This is a genomic window from Caballeronia sp. LZ034LL, from assembly GCF_031451215.1.
In the GTDB taxonomy this organism is placed as follows: domain Bacteria; phylum Pseudomonadota; class Gammaproteobacteria; order Burkholderiales; family Burkholderiaceae; genus Caballeronia.
The window spans coordinates 83,383-107,252 of the sequence record NZ_JARUXR010000004.1 but is presented as its reverse complement, the minus strand read 5'-3'; the positions used below and the strand labels follow the sequence as shown (position 1 = coordinate 107,252).

Genomic DNA, 23,870 nt, shown 5'->3' with positions numbered 1-23,870 from the left:
GCGCCCAGTCAAAGCCAAGCAAAGGGACTCGCTCATGAACGTCAGCGTCTTCGATCTGTTCAAGATCGGCATCGGACCGTCGAGCTCGCATACCGTCGGACCGATGATCGCGGCGTGCCGGTTCGCGTCCCACATCGAGGACGCCAATCTGCTCGCCTTCGTCACGCGAGTGCGCGTCGAGTTGTTCGGTTCGCTCGGCGCGACCGGCAAGGGCCACGGCACTGACAAGGCCGTGCTGCTCGGCCTCGAAGGCAATCTGCCCGATCTGATCGATCCCGACGTGATCGCGCCGCGCCTCGACGCCATCCGCAAGAGCAAGCGCCTGATGCTGCTCGGCAAGCACGAAGTGATGTTCGAGGAGCGCGAGCACATCGGCTTCTATCGCAAGCTGATGCCGGGCGCGCCCGGTTCGAGCATCGTGCATCCGAACGGCATGCGCTTCCAGGCGTTCGACGACAACGGCCAGTTGCTCGTCGAGAAGGAGTATTACTCGGTCGGCGGCGGCTTCGTCGTGAATCGCGAGGGCGATCGCGTCAACGGCCTGCGCGCGGGCGGCACGGTGCCGCATCCGTTCCGCACCGGCGACGATCTCATGCGCGTCTGCCGTGAAACCGGTCTCTCCATCGCCGAAGTGACGATGCAGAACGAATGCGCGAGCCGCAGCGAAGCCGAAGTGCGCGAAGGCATGCTGGCCGTGTGGCGCGTGATGGCCGCGTGCGTCGAGCGCGGCTGCAAGGAGCGCGGCGAGCTGCCCGGTCCGATGCACGTGAAGCGCCGCGCGGCGGACCTGTCCGCGTCGCTGCGCTCGCGCTCGGAAGAGTCGCTGCGCGATCCGCTGTCGATGCTCGACTGGGTCAATCTCTACGCAATGGCCGTGAACGAGGAAAACGCCGCGGGTGGCCGCGTCGTCACCGCGCCGACCAACGGCGCCGCCGGCGTGATTCCCGCCGTGCTGCACTACTACGTGAAGTTCATGCACGGCGCGAACGACGAAGGCATCGTGCGCTTTCTGCTGACGGCTGCGGCCATCGGCATCATCTACAAGGAAACGGCGTCGATCTCCGGCGCGGAAGTGGGCTGCCAGGGCGAAGTGGGCGTCGCGTGCTCGATGGCCGCCGCCGCGCTCGCCGCGGTCATGGGCGGCACGCCCGCGCAGGTCGAGAACGCCGCCGAAATCGGCATGGAACACAACCTCGGCATGACCTGCGATCCGGTGGGCGGGCTCGTGCAGATTCCGTGCATCGAACGCAACGCGATGGGCGCGATCAAGGCGCTCAACGCCGCGCGCATGGCCATGAAAGGCGACGGCACGCACTACGTGTCGCTCGACTCGGTCATCAAGACGATGCGCGAAACCGGCGCCGACATGAAGACGAAATACAAGGAGACGTCGCGCGGCGGCCTGGCCGTGAACGTCATCGAATGCTGATTCTGATTCAACGCATAACACCCCGCACGAAGAAGGAAACACCATGAGCCGCTACTCGATATTCAGCCTGCTGCGCAACGGCATGTCGTATCACGAGAACTGGGAACGCCAGTGGAGAAGTCCGGAGCCGAAGCGCGAGTACGACGTGGTGATCGTCGGCGGCGGCGGTCATGGTCTCGCGACCGCGTATTACCTCGCGAAGGAACACGGCATCACGAATGTCGCGATCCTGGAGAAGGGCTGGATCGGCGGCGGCAATACGGCGCGCAACACGACCATCGTGCGTTCCAACTACCTGTGGGACGAATCCGCCGCGCTCTACGAAAAGGCGATGAAGCTCTGGGAAGGTCTCTCGCAGGACCTCAACTACAACGTGATGTTCTCGCAGCGCGGCGTGATGAACCTGGCGCATACGCTGCAGGACGTGCGCGACACCGAGCGCCGCGTGAACGCGAACCGCCTCAACGGCGTCGATGCCGAGTTCCTGACGCCGCAGCAGATCAAGGAAATCGAGCCGACCATCAACCTCAACAGCCGCTATCCGGTGCTGGGCGCGTCCATTCAACGGCGCGGCGGCGTCGCCCGTCACGATGCCGTGGCCTGGGGCTTCGCGCGCGGCGCGGACCGTGCGGGCGTGGACATCATCCAGAACTGCCAGGTCGTGGGCATTCGCCGCGAAGGCAACCAGGTGACAGGCGTCGATACGACCAAGGGTTTCATCAAGGCGAAGAAGGTCGCGGTGGTCGCGGCGGGCAACACGACTTCACTGGCCGACATGGCCGGCGTGCGCCTGCCCCTCGAAAGCCATCCGTTGCAGGCGCTCGTATCCGAGCCGATCAAGCCGGTGGTGAACACGGTGGTGATGTCGAACGCGGTGCACGCGTACATCAGCCAGTCCGACAAGGGCGATCTCGTGATCGGCGCGGGCGTGGACCAGTACACGGGCTTCGGCCAGCGCGGCAGCTTCCATATCATCGAAGGCACGCTGGAGGCGATCGTCGAGATGTTCCCGGTGTTCTCGCGCGTGCGCATGAACCGCCAGTGGGGCGGCATCGTCGATGTCTCGCCGGACGCCTGCCCGATCATCTCCAAGACTGACGTCAAGGGCCTGTACTTCAACTGCGGCTGGGGCACGGGCGGCTTCAAGGCGACGCCGGGCTCGGGCTGGGCGTATGCGCACACCATCGCGCGCGACGAACCGCATGCGCTGAACGCAGCCTTCTCGCTGGACCGGTTCTATACCGGCCATCTGATCGACGAACACGGCGCGGCTGCCGTGGCTCACTAATCCGGACACTGAGCCGCACACGAGGAAAGAACCATGTTGCTGATCGAATGCCCCTGGTGCGGGCCACGCGCCGAAACCGAATTCTCCTGCGGCGGCGAAGCGGACATCGCGCGTCCGCTCGACACCGAAAAGCTCACCGACCGCGAATGGGGCGACTACCTCTTCATGCGCAAGAACCCGCGCGGCACGGCGCGCGAGCAATGGATGCACGCACAAGGCTGCCGCCGTTGGTTCAAGGTGCAGCGCGATACGGTTTCATACGAGATTCAGGGCTACGAGACGTTCGACCGTCCGCTGGCTGTGATGAATGACAACGGAGCACAGTCGAAATGAGCCAGAAAGACCGACTCGGCCTGGGCGGGCGCATCAACCGCGCCATTACGCTGACCTTCACGTTCAACGGCAAGACCTATCAGGGCTACGAAGGCGACACGCTCGCTTCCGCGCTGCTCGCCAGCGGCGAACGCTTCGTCGCGCGCAGCTGGAAGTACCACCGTCCGCGCGGCATCATCACGGCGGGCGTGGAAGAGCCGAATGCCGTCGTGCAGCTCGAAACCGGCGCCTACACGGTGCCGAACGCGCGCGCCACTGAAGTCGAGCTGTATCAGGGGCTCGTCGCCAAGAGCGTGAACGCGAAGCCGAACATCGAGAACGATCGCATGGCGGTCAATCAGAAGATCGCGCGCTTCATTCCGGCGGGCTTCTACTACAAGACCTTCATGTGGCCGCGCAAGTTCTGGCCGAAGTATGAAGAAGTGATTCGCGACGCAGCGGGCCTCGGCGAAGCGCCGAAGCAACTCGATGCCGACCGCTACGACAAGTGCTTCGCGCATTGCGACGTGCTCGTGATCGGCGGCGGACCGTCGGGTCTGGCGGCGGCGCATGCGGCGGGTCTTTCCGGCGCGCGCGTGATCCTGGTCGACGACCAGCGCGAACTCGGCGGCTCGCTGCTGTCGTGCCGCGCGGAGATCGACGGCAAGCCCGCGCTGCAATGGGTGCAGAAGGTCGAAGCCGAACTGCGCCGCATGCCCGACGTGAAGATCCTGTCGCGCAGCACGGCGTTCGGTTATCAGGACCACAACCTCGTCACGATCACGCAGCGTCTGACCGAGCATCTGCCGGTCTCGACCCGCAAGGGCACGCGCGAACTGATGTGGAAGGTCCGCGCGAAGCGCGTGGTTCTCGCCACCGGCGCGCACGAGCGTCCGATCGTGTTCGGCAACAACGACCTGCCGGGCATCATGCTGGCGTCGGCGGTGTCGACGTATCTGCATCGCTACGCGGTGCTGCCGGGCCGCAACGCGGTGGTGTTCGCCAACAACGACGACGCCTATCAGTGCGCACTCGACCTCAAGGCGGCCGGCGCTGCCGTGACCGTGGTGGATCCGCGCGCGGCCGAATCGAAGGGCACGCTGCCGGCGGCCGCACGCCGCCAAGGCATCCGCGTGATGAACAACGCGGTGATCACGGCCGCGCACGGCAAGCTGCGCGTCGCGTCGGTGGAAGTCGCGGCCTACGCGAACGGACAGGTCGGGCAGAAGCAGGAAAACCTGCCGTGCGATCTGGTCGCCATGTCGGGCGGCTGGAGTCCGGTGCTGCACCTGTTCGCGCAGTCGGGCGGCAAGGCCCACTGGCACGACGAAAAAGCGTGCTTCGTGCCGGGCAAGGCGATGCAGGCGGAGAGCAGCGTCGGCGCATGCGCGGGCGAGTTCTCGCTGGCGCGCGGCCTTCGGTTTGGCGTCGAGGCGGGTGCGGATGCGGCGCGCGCGGCGGGCCATATCGTCGCGAAGCCGCAGCCGGTGCAGGTAGCCGAGATCGTCGAGGCGCCGATGCTGCCGCTGTGGATCGTCGGCAACAAGGAGCTGGCGACGCGCGGTCCGAAGCAGTTCGTCGACTACCAGAACGACGTGTCTGCGGCGGACATCTATCTCGCCGCACGCGAAGGCTTCGAGTCGGTCGAGCACGTGAAGCGCTATACGGCGATGGGCTTCGGCACCGACCAGGGCAAGCTCGGCAACATCAACGGCATGGCGATTCTCGCGCAGGCGCTGAACAAGACCATTCCCGAAACCGGCACGACGACCTTCCGCCCGAACTACACGCCCGTGACGTTCGGCACGTTCGCGGGCCGCGAGCTGGGCGAGTTTCTCGATCCGGTGCGCAAGACCGCCATTCACGAGTGGCACGTCGAGAACGGCGCGATGTTCGAGGATGTCGGCAACTGGAAGCGTCCGTGGTACTACCCGAAGGCGGGCGAGGACATGCATGCGGCCGTGGCGCGCGAGTCGCTCGCGACGCGCGAGAGCGTGGGCATTCTCGATGCGTCGACGCTCGGCAAGATCGACATCCAGGGTCCGGATGCCGCGAAGCTGCTCAACTGGATGTACACGAACCCGTGGAGCAAGCTCGAAGTGGGCAAATGCCGCTACGGCCTGATGCTTGATGAAAACGGCATGATCTTCGACGACGGCGTCACCGTGCGCCTCGGCGAACAGCACTACATGATGACGACCACGACCGGCGGCGCGGCGCGCGTGCTGACGTGGCTCGAACGCTGGCTGCAGACTGAATGGCCCGACATGCGCGTGCGGCTCGCATCGGTGACGGACCATTGGGCGACCTTTGCCGTCGTCGGACCGAACAGCCGCAAGGTGCTGCAGAAGGTCTGCCACGACGTGGACTTCGCCAACGCGGCGTTCCCGTTCATGAGCTATCGCGACGGCACGGTGGCGGGCGCGGCGGCGCGCATCATGCGCATCAGCTTCTCGGGCGAGCTCGCCTATGAAGTCAACGTGCCGGCGAACGTCGGACGCGCGGTGTGGGAAGCGCTGATGGAAGCGGGCGCCGAGTTCGACATCACGCCGTATGGCACGGAAACCATGCACGTGCTGCGCGCGGAGAAGGGCTACATCATCGTCGGCCAGGATACGGACGGCTCGATGACGCCCTACGACCTCGGCATGGGCGGTCTGGTCGCGAAGTCGAAGGACTTCATCGGCAAGCGTTCGCTGACGCGTTCGGACACGGCGAAGCAGGGGCGCAAGCAGTTCGTCGGCCTGCTGACCGACGACCCGCAATATGTGCTGCCGGAAGGCGCGCAGATCGTGGCAGGCCCGTTCCAGGGCGACACTGCGCCGATGCTCGGCCACGTGACGTCGAGCTACTACAGCCCGATCCTGAAGCGTTCGATCGCGCTGGCCGTGGTGAAGGGCGGTCTCGACAAGATGGGCGAATCGGTCCTGATCCCGCTCGCGAGCGGCAAGCAAGTGAAGGCAAAAATCACCAGTTCGGTGTTCTACGACAGCGAAGGAGCACGTCAGCATGTTGAATGAGATCAAAACGGGCGCTGCGGTCGTCGATCGTGCCATCGGCGCACAAGGACTGAGCGGTACCTGGCAGGAATCCCCGCTCGTCGGCGCCGATGCGCTGCTCAAGGCGCATCAGGGCGGCTCGCCAAAGGCGTTCCGACTCACCGAACGGCCCTTCCTCGAACTCGTGAACGTGCGTGGCGATACGCGCGACGCGAGTTTTGTAAAGGCCGTGCAGAACGTGCTCGGCTGCACGCCGCCCGAGAAGCCGAACACCGTCGCGCGCGGCAATGGCTACACGATGCTGTGGCTCGGTCCCGACGAATGGCTCGTGCATTCCGACGCCGCTCACGACGCCTCGCGTCCCGCGCCGCTCGAAGCGAAGCTGCGTGAAGCGTTCGTCGGCCAGTTCTCGGCGGCGGTGGATATCGGCAGCGGCTACACGGTGCTCGATATCGATGGCCCGAAGACACGCGAAGTGCTGTCGCGCGGCTGTCCGCTCGATCTGCATCCGAAGCTGTTCGGCGAAGGCCAGTGCGCGCAGAGCCACTTCTTCAAGGCATCGCTGACGCTGGTGCCGCTGGGCGGCGACCGCTTCGAACTGATCGTGCGCCGCAGCTTCGCGGACTACTTCGTGAAGATCATGCTCGACGCCGCCGAGCCGCTGCTTTCATGAAGCCGTTCGAGCCGCTGGAGATGGGCGGACGAGGCTGGCGCGTCGTGGTCGACGAGTTGATCGTGCAGACGCGCGTCGGTCTCTACGAGCATGAACATGAAGGACCGCAGCCTGTCTGCATCGATGCGAGCCTGCATTACCGCGCGATGCCGGATGAATCGGACGATGGCCTCATCGACTACGAAGCGTGGTGCAATCGCGTGAGCGCGTTTCTCGAAACGAAGCCGCATACGCGCCTGCTCGAAACGTTGGCCGTGGAGATTGCCGCGCTCTCGTTCGATGAATGGCCCGCGCTCGATGCCCTGACGCTCACGCTGCACAAGCCGAAGATTCGCCCGGGCACGAAACGTCTCGGGCTGGAACTGGACTGGCGTCGCGCGGATCATGAGGCGTGGCGGTTGCGTAGCGCCGCGCGTGAATTCGCGACGCCATGAATCCGTCGCGCGATGCCGCCGCACAGCTGTCCGCACGTGCCTTCAAGAAGCACGATGCGGATGCGGCGCTCGCGTTGCTCGACCGCAGCATTGCGCTGAAGCATCGGCGGATCGCGCTGATTCGCTACCTGCATGCGCAATATCTCGATGCGCCGCTGCAAAGCCGCCATCACGACTATGTGAAGGCGATCGCGGCGCGGCTCAGCGTGGACGCGTTGATGAGCATTGCCGCGACGGCACGCGCGCGGTTCGATATGTGATGCGGGCGCCGTGTGCGCTCGATCAATCGTGTGCGTGTAAATACGCCGGGTTGACCGACTGGATGTAGGCCCGTACCGTTTCTATGGGCTGCTGTATCCAGTCCGCGATGGATTGCAGCGGGAACTGATAGCTGTCTCCCATGAGCATCTCGACGGTTGCCTGATCCTGCCGGGTCAGCATCGGCGCCGTTGACTGCGCGGACGAGCCGGGCTGTTCGGGTGAAGATTCTTGCCACCGGACGTTGTGCTCCACCGGCGCGGGATTCACAGAGAAGTAGCCGGTGGTCGCGTAATTCGGCGCGAGGTTATGCACGTACTGGGTGACGAGGTTTTCATCCAGCCCGAGCATCTGCGCGATGTATTCGGGCGTGACCCAGTTCTCCATGAAATTGCGGATGTCGGCCTGGTTGGCTTCCGTGAGGCCGGGCGGCGCCATTTCGGTGGCATGCGTCGCGGCTGGTGCGCCCTCAGCCGCTTCATGCGGCGGCGCGCCTTCTGCGGCAGGGGCCATGGGCCGGTCCAATCCGCGTTCTTCGGCGAGCCTGATGACCGTGGCGACGTCTGCTCCTTCTTTCCGGGCAATTTCAACGTACGACAAGGATGTCGTCTGGAGATCCTGCACCACGCGATGCCTGATGGTTGCGGGTGTCGCAACCGCCTGCCGCAAGTTTTGCCCCCGCAAAGTACGGTGTCGGACTTTTCCCGCGAAAGTGGCTGAAATGCCGAACTCTCGGGCAATGGCTGCCGGGCCGGCATCCGGGTGCGCCACGACGTAACGCCGTATCGCTTCAGTCGTCTCATTGGAGATACGGTAACGGGGCGCCGCGCGCGTCAGTCCAGTTTCCGTTGCAATGTTGGAGACCGCCTGCTCACTGACAGCAAGCTTTGCCGCGACGTTCGCATAGCTTGCATCAGGATGTGCCTGCAGGTAGTCCGATATCATTTGAGCGACTTCCGGCCGCATCGCTACACCCGTGTTCAAGGGACGTGGCCGATTTCCACCTGGAGGATCTTGCGGAAGTGCAGCGATCGCGTTGACCTCTTCGCGAGTCACATTGAACCGGTTGGCCAACTCTCCATGATCCAGCCCGGGAAAGTCGGCGAGTTCGGTCTTGATCGCTTCGGCGGTCGTCTTTAACGACAGGTTCTCCGGCGCGCCTTTGGCCAGCCATTTCACGACGCCGGGCGTGGTGTCGAACTGTTGGGCGATCTCCGCGTATTGATAGGGATGGGCCGCCAGCGACTCGGTGATTCTCGACCGGACATCCGGGGTCAGCTGGTTCACGCGTGCTTGCCATTGCTGTCCGAGTCCCCGCTGTTCCATGTCGTTCGCTTTCGCAATCTTGCCTACCACACTCTTGCTTACATTGTTCCGGAGGGCAATCTGTCTCTGCGAAGAGTAGGGATGCTGTCTCAGATCGTCCAGGATGGCTTGCCTCTTTTCGGCTGGTAGAGGCGGAGCACCGCCGGCAAGCCCGGTATCCGAGTGGGGCTCCCAGACGCCCTCTTCATTGACCCGAACCGGAAACGATGGCCGCCACGGATTGTTGCGGTCGTAGACGCGCCAGGTGCCGTTGTCCTTGTCGTACTTGACCGCGAAAGGCTGACCGTCCATCGTGATGAAGTTCTGGCCTTGCTGGTCGACCATGACACCGGGCGCGCTGCCCGGCGTGGATTGGGTGATCGGGGCCTCGTACTGATAAGACGTGGGTAAGGGCTGCTCGCCGTTGATATGCGCGCTGGCAGAGTCGAGTTCGCTGAGCGGCGGCGCCTTGGCGGAAGAGGCGGCCTGGGCGACCTCCTCCGCGCCGGAGGCCGCCGCCTTGACGGCCCCGGGCTTGCGCAACAGGTCGAGCAGTGCACCGGCCTTCGACATGCCGCCCTTGATCGCCGGACCGACGATGTCGACGTCGGGCATCTTGTAGCCCAGCGCCGTGCCCAGCACCCCTGCACCGATATCGATGAACGTGCGAGCGGTGTCGTTCAGATGGCTGTGCGGGCAGATCGAGTTGGTAAAAAGGCTCGCCACGGGCATGGCGCCGACGGTCAAGCGGCAGAACGCCTCTTCGAGTTGCTGCTGCCATTCGGGCGGAGGCGGTGAATACGCTGCGAGGTATTCGCGACGCTGCGGGTCCATGTCGGTCTTGCCTTGCACGCTGATGCGTCGCTCTGCGGCCACGAGCCGGCGCTGTGCCCATTGATACCCGGACATTAGGTTCTTGCCGTAGTCATCGTTGGGCAGGGGCGGGTTCTTGAGGACATCGGAAAAGCTGGAGAAAGGCGGCAACTCGAAGCGGTGAAACAGATGACTTCGCTCGGCTTGCTCCGCGTCGGCATCCAGGTGGCGGGTGCGGTCCTCCCATTCCTTGAGCTTGCTGAAGCCCTCCGGACTCATCTTCATCAGTTCGGTGAAGGCGAGCGCGTGCTGTTCGTCCTGAAGCAGCGCGCCGAAGTATTCCAGCCGCGCAGGTGAGTCGTCGCGCGTGCCGAAGACGGTCATGCCGGAGGCATCCTTCATGCGCTGGATCACCTCGCCGAAGGTCTTCTGGCGGGCGCCTCTCGCTGCATCGACCTCGTCGTAAATGCGGTCGGCGATCTTTGACTGCAGAACACGCTTGAGCGCGGTGGCCTGATTCATCGCGCTTTCGCGCTCCGCGGACGTGGTGGCGCTCTCGAAATTGTCGCGCAGATTATCCAGACGCTCGACGCCGCGCTTGCCGTCGGCATCGAGATAGCCGCTGCCGAAGGGCGCCGTGAAGATCGACTCGGCGTGCTTGACGGGATCGGCCTGGGTGTTCTCATGCTCTTCGGACACTGCCTGGCGGAACGACTCGAACTGCTTGACGATGGTGGCGCGCTGACCGGGATCGGCGGTGTTCTCGAACGCCGTACTGAACATCGAGAGCTGGGCCAGGTTCTGTTCGCGCTGGGCGTCGTCGGGCATGTCGGCGATCTGCGCCTGAAGGCCGGGCAACTGATTCTGGAAAGCCTTGGCGTAGTCGGGGCGGCCCGTCATGTTGATGCTGTTGAGCTCGCGCGCGCTGGCGGCGTTTTCCTGATTGCGCCAGGACGCGTTGTTGTCGCGGTCGTAGGTCTCGTTGAGACGTTCGAGTTCGTCGGCGGTGGCGCCCTGGAGGATGGTGTCGTCCTGCTTCGATGTATCGGAAGCCGGCGCCGTGGCGTCAGGCGAAGGCGTGGAGTCGGTCGGCGGGTCGACCGAAAGCTGGGTCGGAATGGATGGCGTGCGCGGTTCGTCGGCCTGGACGCCCGTGTCCTTGTCGTCCGGTTTCTCTGGCTTAGGCGCAGGCTGCGGCGCGTCTTGAACGGGCTGCGTCGTACTGGAATCTGACGAATCGGTTGGCGATGCTGTATCGCCGGACCGACTGCCGACGGAACTGACTGACATGGAACACTCTCGGGCATTGAGTTGTCGGGCGGGAGCAGCGATGCGCCCGCCCTTCGCGTGTTCCATTAAAAACCGCAGCGAATCGTGCCCGGTCGTACCGCAGTACGACGAACCTCACCTGGCTCGATCAATGTCCGGCCAGATCCAGCGCCTGCGCCGCCCGCGCTCGTTTTCCACCTGCCACGAAGTAAGGCGTCTCGACCCGCGCCAGCGGCTCGATGCCCCGGATGCGATCCGCGATCTTCTCCGCCAGCATGATGGTCGGCGCATTGAGATTGCCGGTCGTGATCTGCGGCATGATCGACGCATCCACGACCCGCAGGCCCTGCATGCCATGCACGCGGCCTTCGCCATCCACGACCGCCATTTCGTCGTAGCCCATCTTGCACGAGCATGACGGGTGATACGCCGTCTCCGCTTTCGCGCGCACGAAGGCATCGAGTTCCGCGTCGCTCTTCAGGTCGTCGGACGGATGCAGCTCACGGCCCCGGTATCGTTCGAGAGCCGGCTGGCGCATGATCTCGCGCGTGATGCGAATGGCGTCGCGGAACTCGCGCCAGTCGAGCGGATCGGCCATGTAGTTGAACAGGATGCCCGGATGCGCGTGCGGATCGCGCGACTTGAGCTTCACATGGCCCCGGCTCGGAGAACGCATCGAGCCGACATGCGCCTGAAAGCCGTGCATGCGGATCGGGTTCGAGCCGTTGTAGTTGATCGCGACCGGCAGGAAGTGATACTGGATGTTCGGCCATGAATCATCGTCGCGCGTGCGGATGAAGCCGCCCGCTTCGAACTGGTTGCTCGCGCCGATGCCCGTGCCGTTCAACATCCATTCGAGCCCGATGGCCGGCTGGTTCCACCACTGCAACGCCGGATACAGCGACACAGGCTCCTTGCATTCGTACTGCATGTACATCTCGAGGTGATCCTGAAGATTCGCACCGACGCCCGGCAGATCATGCACCAGCGGAATCTCCAGCGGCTTCAGCCAGTCGGGCCGTCCGACGCCCGAGCGTTGCAGCAACTGGGGCGAGGCAATCGCGCCGCTGCACACGAGCACTTCGCGGCGCACATGCGCGGTCACGCGTTCGCCGCGATGCAGATAGGCGACGCCGATCGCCCGCTTGCCCGAGAACAGCACGCGGTCAGTGGTTGCGTGCGTCACGATCGTCAGATTGCCGCGCGGTTTCGCGCGGTCGAGATAGCCGCGCGCGGTGCTGGCGCGCCTTCCCTTCGCGGTCACGGTGCGGTCCATCGGACCGAAGCCTTCCTGCTGATAACCGTTGAGATCTTCAGTGCGCGGATAGCCCGCCTGCACGCCTGCATCGACCATCGCGGCAAACAGCGGGTTGTTGCCGGGCTTGCTCGTCGTCACGTGCACGGGGCCGTCGCCGCCGTGATACGCATTCGGCCCGATGTCGCGTGTCTCCGCCTTGCGGAAATAGGGCAGGCAGTCGAGATAGCTCCAGTTGTCCAGGCCGGGCATCGAGGCCCAGTTGTCGTAATCGAGCGCATTGCCGCGGATATAGCACATGCCGTTGATGAGCGACGACCCTCCCAGGCCTTTGCCGCGACCGCATTCCATGCGGCGGTTGTTCATGTGCGGCTCGGGCTCGGTTTCATACGCCCAGTTATAGCGCCGCCCTTGCAGCGGATACGCCAGTGCCGCGGGCATCTGCGTGCGGAAATCGAAGCGATGATCGGGGCCGCCCGCTTCCAGCAGCAGCACGGTCACGTCCGCGTCCTCGGTGAGACGCGCGGCGAGCACATTGCCCGCCGATCCCGCGCCGACGACGATGTAGTCGTATTCGTTCGCGCTCATCGTAGAGCTCCTTAAAACACGGGCTGATAGGGACCGAGCTCCACCTGCACGGACTTGATGCGCGTGTAGGCGTTGAGCGTCGCGATGCCGTTCTCGCGGCCGATCCCCGACTGCTTGTAGCCGCCGACCGGCATTTCCGCCGGCGACTCGCCCCAGGTGTTGATCCAGCAGATACCCGCCTGAAGCCGATGGATCACGCGATGCGCGCGCGACAGATTCTCCGTCACGACGCCCGCTGCGAGACCGTAGTCGGTGTCGTTGGCACGGGCGATCACTTCGTCTTCGTCGTCGAAGGCAAGCAGGCTCAGCACCGGGCCGAAGATTTCCTCGCGCACGATGCGCATGTCGTCGCGGCAATCGGCGAACACGGTTGGCTGGACGTACTGGCCTTGCGCGAAGATGCCTTCGGTCAAACGCGCGCCGCCCGCAACGAGCCGCGCGCCTTCGCGCTTGCCGCTCTCGATGAAACCCAGCACCTTCTGCAACTGCGCTGCGCTGGCAAGCGGACCGAAGTTCGTCTGCGGATCATCAGGCGCGCCGATGCGGATGCGCTTCACACGTTCCAGCAGCAGCGCCTCGAACGCTTCCATCACGCCGCGCTGGACGAACACACGCGTGCCGTTCGTACACACCTGTCCGGAGCTGAAGAAGTTGGCGCTCATTGCGATGTCCGTTGCGCGTTCGAGATGGGCGTCGTCGAACACGATGAGCGGCGACTTGCCGCCCAGTTCCATCGTCACTTCCTTGAGCGTCGATCCACCCGCGCGCGCCATGACCTTCTTGCCCGTCTCGACGCCGCCCGTGAACGAAATCTTCTCGATGCCCGCATGTTCCGCCAGCATCGCGCCGACGCGTCCATCGCCCTGCACGACGTTGAAGACGCCCGCGGGCACGCCCGCCCCGGTATAGATTTCCGCAAGCTTCAACGCGCTCAGCGGCGTGACTTCGCTCGGCTTGAAGATCATCGCGTTGCCCGCCGCCAGCGCCGGCGCCGATTTCCAGCACGCGATCTGAATGGGATAGTTCCACGCGCCGATGCCCGCGCACACGCCGAGCGGTTCGCGCCGTGTATAGACGAACGACGACTCGCGCAACGGAATCTGCTCGCCTTCGATGGCCGTGGCCAGTCCCGCGTAGTACTCGATGACGTCCGCGCCCGTGACGATATCCACGTTGCGCGTCTCCGCAATGGGCTTGCCGGTGTCGCGCGTTTCGAGCGCGGCGAGTTCGTCGTTGCGGGCGCGCAGAAGGTCGACGGCGCGCCGCAGGATGCGCGAGCGCTGCATCGCGGTCAGCGCGGCCCATTCACGCTGACCCTCGTGCGCGCTGCGCACCGCACGGTCGATATCCGCTTGCGAAGCCTGCTGCACGCGGGCGAGCAACTCGCCGTTGGCGGGATCGAGCGTGTCGAAGGTTTCGCCGCTGGTTGCATCGACGTAGGCGCCGCCGATGTAAAGCCGTTGCTCTCCGAAAGCCGACATGTCGCGCTCCTTCAAATAGAGTGAGGTCAACCGCGCGCGTCCAGCACGAGATCGATGTAGTCGTAAGCCAGGCGCAGCGCCGCCTTCGTGTCGAACGGCTCGCCGGCGAGCGCGCCGCGCAGCCACAGTCCGTCGATCAGCGCGGCCAGGCCGCTTGCCGCGCGCCGTGCGGCGGGCTTCGGCAGCGCCCGGGAAAAGTCGGCGCACAGATTGGAATGGAGACGCCGCGTGTTGACGTATTGCAGCCGTTTCAGTTCGGTCTTGTGCATGCTTTCCGACCAGAATGCCAGCCACGTTTTCATGACCGGGCCGTTCACCTGTTCGACGTCGAAATTCGCCGCGACCACGGCCCGCAACTTCGAACGCGGGTCGGGCTTCGCGGTCTTTCGACGGCGCGCCGTGCCTTGCCACAGCGCGCGCAGCACGTGGCGCATGGTGGCTTCGAGCAGCCCGTCCTTGTCGCCGAAATAGTGGCTCACGATGCCCGTCGAGATGCTGGCGCGCTGCGCGACGGAGGCCAGCGTGGCTCCCGCCAGACCGGACTGGTCGATGGTGTGCAGCGTGGCGTCGATCAATTGCGCGCGGCGAATCTCGCGCATTCCGAGCTTGGGCATGACGGGCTTTCCAGTCAGTATCGTGCGCCGATGGTAGGTTTTTTATTTTGAACGGTCAATCAATAAAAACCGGAACGGAACGTTCTGGGGCGGCGATGTCGGATTCAGTCAAACGCGCGTCGCATTGAATGACAGTCGCCGTGTGCTAGCGGCGCTACCCTCGATGCACGGGCGCGATGGACCGAAAAGGTGCATGCACGGACGTCGCGCGAGCCGTCCACGAAACATGGAGACGATCAATGAGCAGCAATCGCGGTGTCGTATATCTGGGGCAGGGCAAGGTCGAAGTGCAATCCATCGACTATCCGAAGATGGTCGATCCACGCGGCCGCGACATCGGCCATGGCGTCATCCTGCGCGTCGTCACCACCAATATCTGCGGCTCGGATCAGCACATGGTGCGGGGCCGCACGACCGCGCCGGTCGGCCTCGTGCTCGGCCACGAGATCACGGGCGAAGTGATCGAGGTGGGCCGCGATGTCGAGACGCTCGCCATCGGCGACCTGGTTTCCGTGCCGTTCAATGTGGCCTGCGGCCGTTGCCCGACCTGCAAGGCGCAGCATACGGGCGTGTGCCTGAACGTGAATCCGTCGCGCGCGGGCGGTGCTTACGGTTATGTCGACATGGGCGGCTGGATTGGCGGGCAGGCCGAGTATGTGATGGTGCCGTACGCCGACTTCAATCTGCTGAAGTTTCCGGACAAGGATCAGGCCATGTCCAAGATCCGCGACCTCACCTGTCTCTCCGACATTCTTCCGACGGGTTATCACGGCGCCGTGATGGCCGGGGTCGGCCCGGGTTCGACGGTGTATATCGCGGGCGCCGGTCCGGTGGGCATGGCGGCGGCGGCTTCGGCGCGCATCCTGGGCGCCGCATGCACGATCGTCGGCGACATGAACGAGGAGCGTCTCGCGCATGCGCGCAAGATGGGCTTCGAGACCATCAATCTCTCTAAGGACGCCACGCTCGGCGAGCAGATCGAGCAGCTGCTCGGCAAGCCTGAAGTGGATTGCGCGGTCGATTGCGTCGGCTTCGAGGCGCACGGTCATGGCTCGGACAGCGGCCACGAAGCGCCGGCCACGGTGCTCAACTCGCTGATGGAGATCACCAAGGCGGCGGGCGCGATCGGCATTCCGGGCCTTTATGTCACGGACGATCCGGGCGCCGTGGATGCCGCCGCGCGAAAGGGCAGCCTGAGCATTCGCTTCGGCCTGGGCTGGGCGAAGTCGCATTCGTTCCACACGGGGCAGACGCCGGTGATGAAGTACAACCGCAATCTGATGCAAGCCATCCTGTGGGACCGTCTGCCGATTGCGGACATCGTGAACGTTTCAGTGGTGACGCTCGACGACGCGCCTGACGGCTATCGCAAGTTCGACGGTGGTGCACCGCGCAAATTCGTCATCGATCCGCATGGGCTGCTGAAGGCGGCCTGAGACACCCGCTGAGAAGGCCGTATCAGTTAGAGCTTTCCTCCCGAAACGGCGGCATACTCAATGTATGACCGCCGACTATCTCCGCACTGCGCTCTCCGTCCGTCTCGCGCTCGCTGCCGATGCGGCGGAGATCGCGCGCATCCACGTCAACGCGTGGCAAGTCGCCTACCGGTCCATTTTCCCTGCTGAGTTCCTCGCCTCGCTTTCGGTGCCGCGGCGCCAGGCGCTATGGTCTGAACTGATCGCGCGCGGCATGCCGCGCGTGATGCTGGCGCAGCGCAACGACGTCACGCTCGGCTGGATCGCGTGGGGCGCTTCGCGTGACTACGACAAGAACCGCACGGATGCGGAAATCGAGGCCGTCTATATCGACCCGCCGCACTGGCGGCAAGGCGCGGGCAGGATGCTGATCGAAGAAGCGGTGAACGCTGCCGCGAGCGAGGGCTATCGGCAGGTGACGCTCTGGGCGCTGGAGGAAAATGCGCGCGGCCTGCGCTTCTACAAGGCGCTGGGCTTTACGCTGGATGGCGTGTTCCGCACGGAGCGGGTGGGCGGTTGCGAGGTCTGCGAAACGCGCCTGCGCATGCACATCTGAACGTCAGGCAACCATCGCCGCAACCGACGAAAGCGGCGGCACCTGCTTGCGGCGCTCCCGGGTCGGCGCGGTGCCGAACGCGTCGCGATAGCTCTTCGAAAAATGGCAGGCTGATTGAAAGCCGCACGCCATCGTGATGTGCATGATGGACATGTCGGTCTGCAGCAGAAGTTCGCGCGCGCGGCGCAGGCGCAGCGTCAGATAGTAATGCGTCGGCGTCATGCCGAGATGCTCGCGGAACAGGCGCTGCAACTGACGCTGCGACATCCCGGCGAGCCGCGCCAGTTCTTCCCGCGACAAAGGCTCTTCGATGTTGTTCTCCATCAGCGAGATCACTTCGAAGAGCGACTTGTTGGCCGATCCGAGCCGCGCCACCAGCGGCATGCGCTGCTGCGCGCTGGTATCGCGCACGTGTTCGACGATGAACTGCTCCGCGATCTGCGTCACGCGCGCCGTGCCGACCCGCGCGGCAATGAGGTTGAGCATCATGTCGAGCGGCGCGACGCCGCCGGTGCAGGTGACGCGGTCGCGATCGATGACGAACAGTTCCTTGAGAAAGCGCGTGTCGGGAAACTCTTCCTTGAGCGCCGACATGTTCTCCCAGTGGATCGCGCATGCATAGCCGGCAAGCAGCCCGGCGCGGGCAAGTGCGTAGGTGCCGGTGCAGAGCGATCCGAGCACGCTGCCGGTGCGCGCGAAGCGGCGCAGCGCGGACAGGTGTTCGGTGGTGGTGGCGCGCTGCACGTCGATGCCGCCGACTACGAAGACGATGTCCGGTTGACCGACGCATTCCACCGGACCGGTATCGACGGAGAGTCCATTGCTCGCGGTCACTGGGCCGCCGTCCGGACTGACGATCGACCAGCGATACAGCGGCTGCCCCGTCAGATAGTTCGCCATGCGCAGCACTTCGATCGCGTTGGTGAAAGCGATCATCGTGAAGTTGGGAAGCGGCATGAACGCGAAGTGCGACAGCGACGCCGTGCGATCGGGGGACATGTGAGAACTGATTCCTTCGAATCTGTTTGATTGGCGCCGTCAGACGCGGCGCTTTGCCACTTTCGCAATTTTGGTTTCGATTGCAACTACCATGCCATCAGGCTAAACCCTGAGCGGCTCAAGGCATCGGTCATGCTTGATCGCACCTGCGCACTGACGCGGGGCCTGACGGGCAAAGGCGCGCACCGCTCCAGCGCACGATCGTGCCGTCGCAGTGCAGCAAGCACTGCCGTTCGAAGAGCTACACCGAATCTTGAATCGCCACTTGTCGAAAACAGACGTCGATGTCGGAAAACGCCAAGAACACGTCTAAATTCGTAAATTGACCGACGGGGCGAAAGTCAAGAATAGACGCAACGAATGAAGGCGGCGAGACCGGCTCAAAGCCGCGCCAGACCTGATCGAAAAGACCGTCCTTCCTGACCCCACGGACCCTTCCATGTCGAACCCGACTCTTCCGTTCAAAGCGCCGCTCGCGGCGTTGTGCGCGCGCCTTCCCATTTACCGAGCAACACGGAGCACATCACGATGAGCACCCTGCACGACAACAGCATCATCATCGACGGCCTGAACATTTCGAAGTTCGAGCGCTCCGTGTTCGAGGACATGCGCAAAGGCAACGTCACCGCGGTGAACTGCACCGTCTCGGTGTGGGAAGACTTCCAGAAGACCATCGACAACATCGCGGAGATGAAGCAGCAGATCCGCGAGTACAGCGAGATCCTCACGCTGGTGCGCACGACCGACGACATCCTGCGCGCGAAGAAGGAGAACAAGACCGGCATCATCTTCGGCTTCCAGAACTCGTATGCCTTCGAGGACAACCTCGGCTATATCGAGGTGTTCAAGGAACTCGGCGTGAACGTGGTGCAGCTCTGCTACAACACGCAGAACCTGGTGGGCACCGGCTGTTATGAACCCGATGGCGGACTGTCGGGTTATGGCAAGGAAGTGATCCACGAGATGAACCGCGTCGGGATCATGGTGGATCTCTCGCACGTGGGCGCGAAAACTTCTTCGGATGCGATTGCCTGCTCGAAGAAGCCGGTCACGTACTCGCATTGCTGCCCGTCGGGCCTGAAGGATCATCCGCGCAACAAGACCGACGATCAGCTGCGCGAGATCGCCGATGCCAACGGTTTTGTCGGCGTGACCATGTTCTCGCCGTTCCTGAAGAAAGGCCCGGACGCGACCGTCGACGATTACCTCGAAGCGATCGAATACACGATAGATGTGATCGGCGAAGACAAGGTAGGCATCGGCACGGACTTCACGCAGGGCTACAGCACCGAGTTCTTCGACTGGATCACGCACGACAAAGGCCGTTATCGCCGCCTGACGAACTTCGGCAAGGTGGTGAATCCGGAAGGCATCCGCACGATCGGCGAGTTTCCGAACCTGACGGCCGCGATGGAACGCGCAGGCTGGAGCGAGTCGCGCATCAAGAAGGTGATGGGCGAAAACTGGATGCGCTTCTTCGGCGAAGTGTGGAACGTCTGAACCTGAGCACAACACCAAGGAACCTTGCGATGCAACCTCAACTGCCCATCGACGTCGATCCGCAAACCGGCGTCTGGACCACGGACGCGCTGCCGATGCTGTACGTCCCGCGTCACTTCTTCACGAACAATCACGTTGCCGTCGAGGAAGCGCTCGGCCGCGAAACCTACGCCGAGATTCTCTACAAGGCCGGCTACAAGTCGGCGTATCACTGGTGCGACAAGGAAGCCGAGAAGCACGGCATCAGCGGCATGGCGGTCTTCGAGCATTACCTGAAGCGTCTGTCGCAGCGCGGCTGGGGCCTGTTCTCGATCGTCGAATCCGATCCGACCAGCTCGCATGCCCGCATCCATCTGCACAACTCGTCGTTCGTGCTGGCACAGCCGGGCAAGCAGGGCAAGCTCTGCTACATGTTCGCGGGATGGTTCTCCGGCGCGATGGACTGGGTCAACGACACCGCTCCCGATAGCGCGAAGAAGGGCCCGCGCTCGAAGTCCATCGAAACGCAATGCGCGGCGGAAGGCCACGACCACTGCGTGTTCGAAGTCTCGCCGCTCGCGTAACACACGACGCGGCCAGCCGCCAAGGTTTTGCAGACGTCACCACACTGAGCCACCCCGAGGTCGATCGCAATGCGTTACCCGAACCTTTTCAAGCCTCTTCAGCTGAACAAGCTGACCCTGCGCAACCGCATCGTCAGCACCGCGCATGCGGAGGTCTACGCCGAGCCGGGCGGCCTGCCCGGGGACCGCTATATCCGTTACTACGAGGAAAAGGCAAAGGGCGGCGTCGGCCTCGCCGTGTGCGGCGGTTCGAGCCCGGTGTCGATCGACAGCCCGCAAGGCTGGTGGAAGTCGGTGAACCTCTCGACCGACAAGGTCATCGATCCGCTTGCACGGCTCGCCGAAGCCATGCATCGGCACGGCGCGTTCATCATGATCCAGGCGACGCACATGGGCCGCCGCTCGGCCTGGCACGGCGAGCACTGGCCGCATCTGATGTCGCCGTCGGGCGTGCGCGAGCCGGTTCATCGCGGCAACGCGAAGATCATCGAAGTGGAAGAGATCAAGCGCATCATTCAGGACTTTGCGGCCGCCGCGAAGCGCGTGAAGGATGCGGGCATGGACGGCATCGAGATCTCGGCGGCGCACCAGCATCTGATCGATCAGTTCTGGAGTCCGCGCACCAACTTCCGTACGGACGAATGGGGCGGTTCGCTGGAGAACCGTCTGCGCTTCGGTCGGGAAGTGCTGCAAGCCGTGCGTGAAGCCGTGGGCGCGGACTTCTGCGTCGGCCTGCGCATGTGCGGCGACGAGTTTCATGAAGATGGTCTTTCGCACGAGAACCTGAAGGAAATCGCGCAGGCCATGTCCGAGTCTGGACTGATCGACTATGTCGGCGTGATCGGGTCGGGCGCGGATACGCACAACACGCTCGCCAACTGCATGCCGCCGATGGCCCTGCCGCCCGAGCCGTTCGTGCATCTCGCGGCCGGCATCAAGTCGGTCGTGAAGCTGCCTGTGATGCATGCGCAAAGCATCCGCGATGCAGGCCAGGCGGAACGGCTGCTGGCGAACGGCATGGTGGATCTGGTCGGCATGACGCGCGCGCAGATTGCGGACCCGCACATGGTCATCAAGATCCGCGACGGCCGCGAAGACGAAATCAAGCAGTGCGTGGGCGCGAACTATTGCATCGACCGCCAGTACAACGGCCTCGACGTGCTGTGCGTGCAGAACGCCGCCACCTCGCGCGAAGCGACGATGCCGCATGTGATCGAAAAGACGCGCGGGCCAAAGCGCAAGGTCGTGGTGGTCGGCGCGGGTCCGGCCGGACTCGAGGCGGCGCGCGTGGCGCGTTCGCGCGGTCACGATGTCGTGCTGTTCGAGAAGAACGATTTCGTGGGCGGGCAGATCATGCTGGCCGCCAAGGCGCCGCAGCGTGAACAGATGGCGGGCATCGTGCGCTGGTTCGACATGGAGACGAAGCGTCTGGGCGTCGATCGCCGTCTCGGCATCGCCGCCGACGACAAGATGATCATGGCCGAAAAGCCCGACATCGTCGTGCTCGCGACGGGCGGTTCGTCGTTCACGGACCAGGTGCCCGCATGGGGCGTCGAGCAAGGTCTCGCCGTCAGTTCGTGGGACATTCTTTCGGGCAAGGTCGAGCCGGGCAAGAACGTGCTCGTCTATGACGGCGTATCGACTCATGCAGGCGCAGGCGTCGCGGACTTCATCGCTTCGCGGGGCAACACGGTGGAGATCGTCACGCCCGATGTGAAGGTCGCCGACGACACCGGCGGCACCACGTTCCCGATCTTCTACCGCCGCCTGTATGCGCAGGGCGTGATCCACACGCCGAACTACTGGCTCGACAAGGTCTACGAGGAAGACGGCAAGAAGATAGCCGTGATCCGTAACGAGTACACCGAGGAGCAGGAAGAGCGGGCCGTGGATCAGGTGGTGATCGAGAACGGCATCACGCCGAACGATGCGATCTACTGGAAGCTCAAGCCCGAGTCGCTCAATCGCGGACAGATCGACATGCATACGCTGTTCGCCTCGGAACCGCAACCGTCGCTGTCGGAAGAGCTCGGCAATGGACGCTTCCTGCTGTTCCGCGTCGGCGACTGCATCTCGATGCACAACATCCACAGCGCGATCTACGATTCGCTGCGCCTCTGCAAAGACTTCTGACGAGGGTATTCGACGATGAACCCCGTGTTTGTCATCACCGTGCTGCTGTGGCTCTCGATGGCCGGCCTCGCGTTCGCTCTACTCAAGCGTGCGGCCTACTGGCGCGAAGGCCGCGCGACGACGGCGGGCGCGTATGGCTGGGCGAACCTGCTCACCATCCCGAAGCGCTATTTCGTCGACCTGCATCATGTCGTATCGCGCGATCCGTATATCGCCAGGACGCACGTCGCCACCGCCGGCGGCGCGATCCTTGCGATGGCGCTCGTCTTCATCAACTACGGCCTGGCCATCTACTCGCCCTGGCTCGACAGGCTGATCTTCATCGCGGCGATCATCATGCTCGTCGGTGCGGTGTTCGTGTGGAAGCGCCGCCACGCGAAGGACGTGCCCGCGCGGCTGTCGCGCGGTCCGTGGGACAGCCTGCCGCTGCTGCTCGGTTCGTTCGCGGCGGGGCTTGCGTTGTTCATGCTGCTGCCGGCGTCGTGGATGTCGGGCGCGCTGGCGATCATCGTCGCGTTGCTGATTGCGGCGGGCGCCTACACGATGACCTTCGGCGCCGCGAAGGGCGGTCCGATGAAGCACGCAATGGCGGGTCTCCTGCATCTTGCATTTCATCCGCGTCAGGAACGCTTCAAGGCGCATACGGAGCGGGAAGTGGTGCCGCCCACGGCGCTGAAGAAGCCTGTTCTGGACGCGAAGGAATATGGCGTGGGCAAGCCGGTTGAATTCCGCTGGAATCAGCTGCTGAGCTTCGATGCCTGCGTGCAGTGCGGCAAGTGCGAAGCCGCGTGCCCGGCGTTCGCCTCGGGCCAGCCGCTGAACCCGAAGAAGCTGATCCAGGATCTCGTGACGGGCATGGTCGGCGGATCGGATGCGCAATATGCCGGCAGTCCGACGCCCGGCATTCCGGTCGGCAAGCACTCGGGCGGTCCGGGCAAGCCGCTGATCTCGCAGATGATCGAAGCCGACACGATCTGGTCCTGCACCACCTGCCGCGCCTGCGTGCAGGAGTGCCCGATGCTGATCGAGCACGTCGATGCGATCGTCGACATGCGCCGCAACCAGACGCTCGTGGAAGGCGACGTGCCGGGCAAGGGTCCGATCACGCTCGCGAACCTGCGCGAAACCGGCAGCCAGAACGGCTATGACATCGGCGCGCGTTACGACTGGTCGGTGGATTTGCAGGTGCAGGTTGCGCAGCCCGGCCGTCCGGTGGATGTGTTGCTGATCGCCGGCGAAGGCGCCTTCGACATGCGCTACCAGCGCACGCTGCGTGCGCTCGCCAAGGTGATGAACAAGGCGGGCGTGGATTACGCGGTGCTTGGCGGCGTGGAAACGGATACCGGCGATACCGCCCGGCGTCTCGGCGACGAAGCCACGTTCCAGGAGTGCGCGTCGAAGCTGATGAACACGCTGTCGCAGTATCAGTTCCGCCGCATCGTTACCGCGGATCCGCACGTGCTGCACAGCCTGCGCAACGAGTATCGCGCGCTCGGCGGTTACTACGAAGTGCAGCATCACAGCGCGTTCATGGCCGAACTGGTCGCGAGCGGCAAGCTCACGCCGAAGGCCGCCGCGGTGCTCGCCGACAAGAAGATCACCTATCACGATCCCTGCTATCTCGGCCGCTACAACGGCGAGACTGAAGCACCGCGCAAGCTGTTGAAGACCATCGGCATCAAGGTCGTCGAGATGGAGCGCCACGGCATGCGCGCGCGCTGCTGCGGCGGTGGCGGCGGCGCGCCGCTGACCGACATTCCCGGCAAGCAGCGCATCCCGGATATCCGTATCGCCGATGCACGGTCGATCGGCGCGGATGTGGTCGCGGTCGGCTGCCCGCAATGTACGGCGATGCTGGAGGGTGTGGTCGGCCCGCGTCCTGAAGTGCTGGACGTGGCGGAACTGGTCGCGGCGGCGCTGGAGTAA

18 protein-coding genes are annotated in these 23,870 nt (G+C 64.1%); 13 read left to right on the top strand and 5 right to left on the bottom strand.

Annotated features, from left to right (window positions below; all coding sequences use genetic code 11):
* The first annotated feature begins 34 nt into the window (after positions 1-34).
* Genes QCE83_RS27850 through QCE83_RS27820 form a run of 7 tightly spaced genes read left to right on the top strand, consistent with a single transcriptional unit; the run spans position 35 to position 7,395 of the window.
* The gene (locus QCE83_RS27850) at positions 35-1,429 is read left to right on the top strand and encodes an L-serine ammonia-lyase (protein WP_309818935.1); all 1,395 of its coding nucleotides are present in this window, start codon (positions 35-37) and stop codon (positions 1,427-1,429) included.
* A 43-nt stretch (positions 1,430-1,472) separates the two neighbouring features.
* A complete protein-coding gene (locus QCE83_RS27845; protein ID WP_309818933.1) occupies positions 1,473-2,717 on the top strand; it encodes a sarcosine oxidase subunit beta family protein in 1,245 nt (414 codons plus the stop codon).
* A gap of 33 nt (positions 2,718-2,750) precedes the next feature.
* The gene (locus QCE83_RS27840; RefSeq protein WP_309818931.1) at positions 2,751-3,050 is read left to right on the top strand and encodes a sarcosine oxidase subunit delta; all 300 of its coding nucleotides are present in this window, start codon (positions 2,751-2,753) and stop codon (positions 3,048-3,050) included.
* A complete protein-coding gene (locus tag QCE83_RS27835) occupies positions 3,047-6,049 on the top strand; it encodes a sarcosine oxidase subunit alpha family protein (RefSeq protein WP_309818929.1) in 3,003 nt (1,000 codons plus the stop codon). Before QCE83_RS27840 ends, QCE83_RS27835 begins: the two co-directional genes overlap by 4 nt.
* Positions 6,039-6,701: a sarcosine oxidase subunit gamma gene (locus tag QCE83_RS27830; protein WP_309818927.1), complete on the top strand. Its 663-nt coding sequence runs from the start codon at positions 6,039-6,041 to the stop codon at positions 6,699-6,701. Before QCE83_RS27835 ends, QCE83_RS27830 begins: the two co-directional genes overlap by 11 nt.
* Positions 6,698-7,135 (top strand): dihydroneopterin aldolase, encoded by a 438-nt coding sequence (locus QCE83_RS27825; RefSeq protein WP_309818925.1) that lies wholly within the window; start codon positions 6,698-6,700, stop codon positions 7,133-7,135. The genes QCE83_RS27830 and QCE83_RS27825 overlap by 4 nt, the downstream gene beginning before the upstream one ends.
* Positions 7,132-7,395, top strand: a complete 264-nt coding sequence (locus tag QCE83_RS27820) for a hypothetical protein (RefSeq protein ID WP_309818923.1) — start codon at positions 7,132-7,134, stop codon at positions 7,393-7,395. Before QCE83_RS27825 ends, QCE83_RS27820 begins: the two co-directional genes overlap by 4 nt.
* A 22-nt stretch (positions 7,396-7,417) precedes the next feature.
* Here QCE83_RS27820 and QCE83_RS27815 read toward each other — a convergent pair whose 3' ends face one another.
* From QCE83_RS27815 to betI, 4 genes are all read right to left on the bottom strand, one after another.
* The gene (locus tag QCE83_RS27815) at positions 7,418-10,801 is read right to left on the bottom strand and encodes a hypothetical protein (protein WP_309818922.1); all 3,384 of its coding nucleotides are present in this window, start codon (positions 10,799-10,801) and stop codon (positions 7,418-7,420) included.
* Between the two features lie 127 nt (positions 10,802-10,928).
* Complete coding sequence (betA, locus tag QCE83_RS27810) at positions 10,929-12,623, bottom strand: choline dehydrogenase (protein WP_309818920.1); 1,695 nt, start codon at positions 12,621-12,623, stop codon at positions 10,929-10,931.
* A gap of 11 nt (positions 12,624-12,634) precedes the next feature.
* Entirely contained in the window at positions 12,635-14,104 is a 1,470-nt protein-coding gene (gene betB / locus QCE83_RS27805; protein WP_309818918.1) for a betaine-aldehyde dehydrogenase, read from the bottom strand.
* Between the two features lie 26 nt (positions 14,105-14,130).
* The gene (betI, locus tag QCE83_RS27800; protein ID WP_309818917.1) at positions 14,131-14,718 is read right to left on the bottom strand and encodes a transcriptional regulator BetI; all 588 of its coding nucleotides are present in this window, start codon (positions 14,716-14,718) and stop codon (positions 14,131-14,133) included.
* Between the two features lie 239 nt (positions 14,719-14,957).
* Here betI and fdhA point away from each other — a divergent pair, with 239 nt between their 5' ends.
* Positions 14,958-16,154 carry a formaldehyde dehydrogenase, glutathione-independent gene (gene fdhA, locus QCE83_RS27795; RefSeq protein WP_309818915.1) on the top strand — a complete coding sequence of 399 codons (1,197 nt, stop codon included), beginning with the start codon at positions 14,958-14,960 and terminating at the stop codon, positions 16,152-16,154.
* Between the two features lie 64 nt (positions 16,155-16,218).
* Positions 16,219-16,749 (top strand): GNAT family N-acetyltransferase, encoded by a 531-nt coding sequence (locus tag QCE83_RS27790; protein ID WP_309818914.1) that lies wholly within the window; start codon positions 16,219-16,221, stop codon positions 16,747-16,749.
* A 3-nt stretch (positions 16,750-16,752) separates the two neighbouring features.
* Here QCE83_RS27790 and QCE83_RS27785 read toward each other — a convergent pair whose 3' ends face one another.
* Positions 16,753-17,748, bottom strand: a complete 996-nt coding sequence (locus tag QCE83_RS27785; protein WP_309818912.1) for a GlxA family transcriptional regulator — start codon at positions 17,746-17,748, stop codon at positions 16,753-16,755.
* 528 nt (positions 17,749-18,276) lie between these two features.
* Here QCE83_RS27785 and QCE83_RS27780 point away from each other — a divergent pair.
* From QCE83_RS27780 to QCE83_RS27765, 4 genes are all read left to right on the top strand, one after another.
* A complete protein-coding gene (locus QCE83_RS27780; protein WP_309818909.1) occupies positions 18,277-19,248 on the top strand; it encodes a dipeptidase in 972 nt (323 codons plus the stop codon).
* A 29-nt stretch (positions 19,249-19,277) separates the two neighbouring features.
* The gene (locus tag QCE83_RS27775; protein WP_309818907.1) at positions 19,278-19,811 is read left to right on the top strand and encodes a DUF5943 domain-containing protein; all 534 of its coding nucleotides are present in this window, start codon (positions 19,278-19,280) and stop codon (positions 19,809-19,811) included.
* A 69-nt stretch (positions 19,812-19,880) separates the two neighbouring features.
* On the top strand, positions 19,881-21,944 hold the full coding sequence (locus tag QCE83_RS27770) for an NADH:flavin oxidoreductase (protein ID WP_309818906.1): 2,064 nt from the start codon (positions 19,881-19,883) through the stop codon (positions 21,942-21,944).
* 15 nt (positions 21,945-21,959) lie between these two features.
* The gene (locus QCE83_RS27765) at positions 21,960-23,870 is read left to right on the top strand and encodes a (Fe-S)-binding protein (RefSeq protein WP_309818905.1); all 1,911 of its coding nucleotides are present in this window, start codon (positions 21,960-21,962) and stop codon (positions 23,868-23,870) included.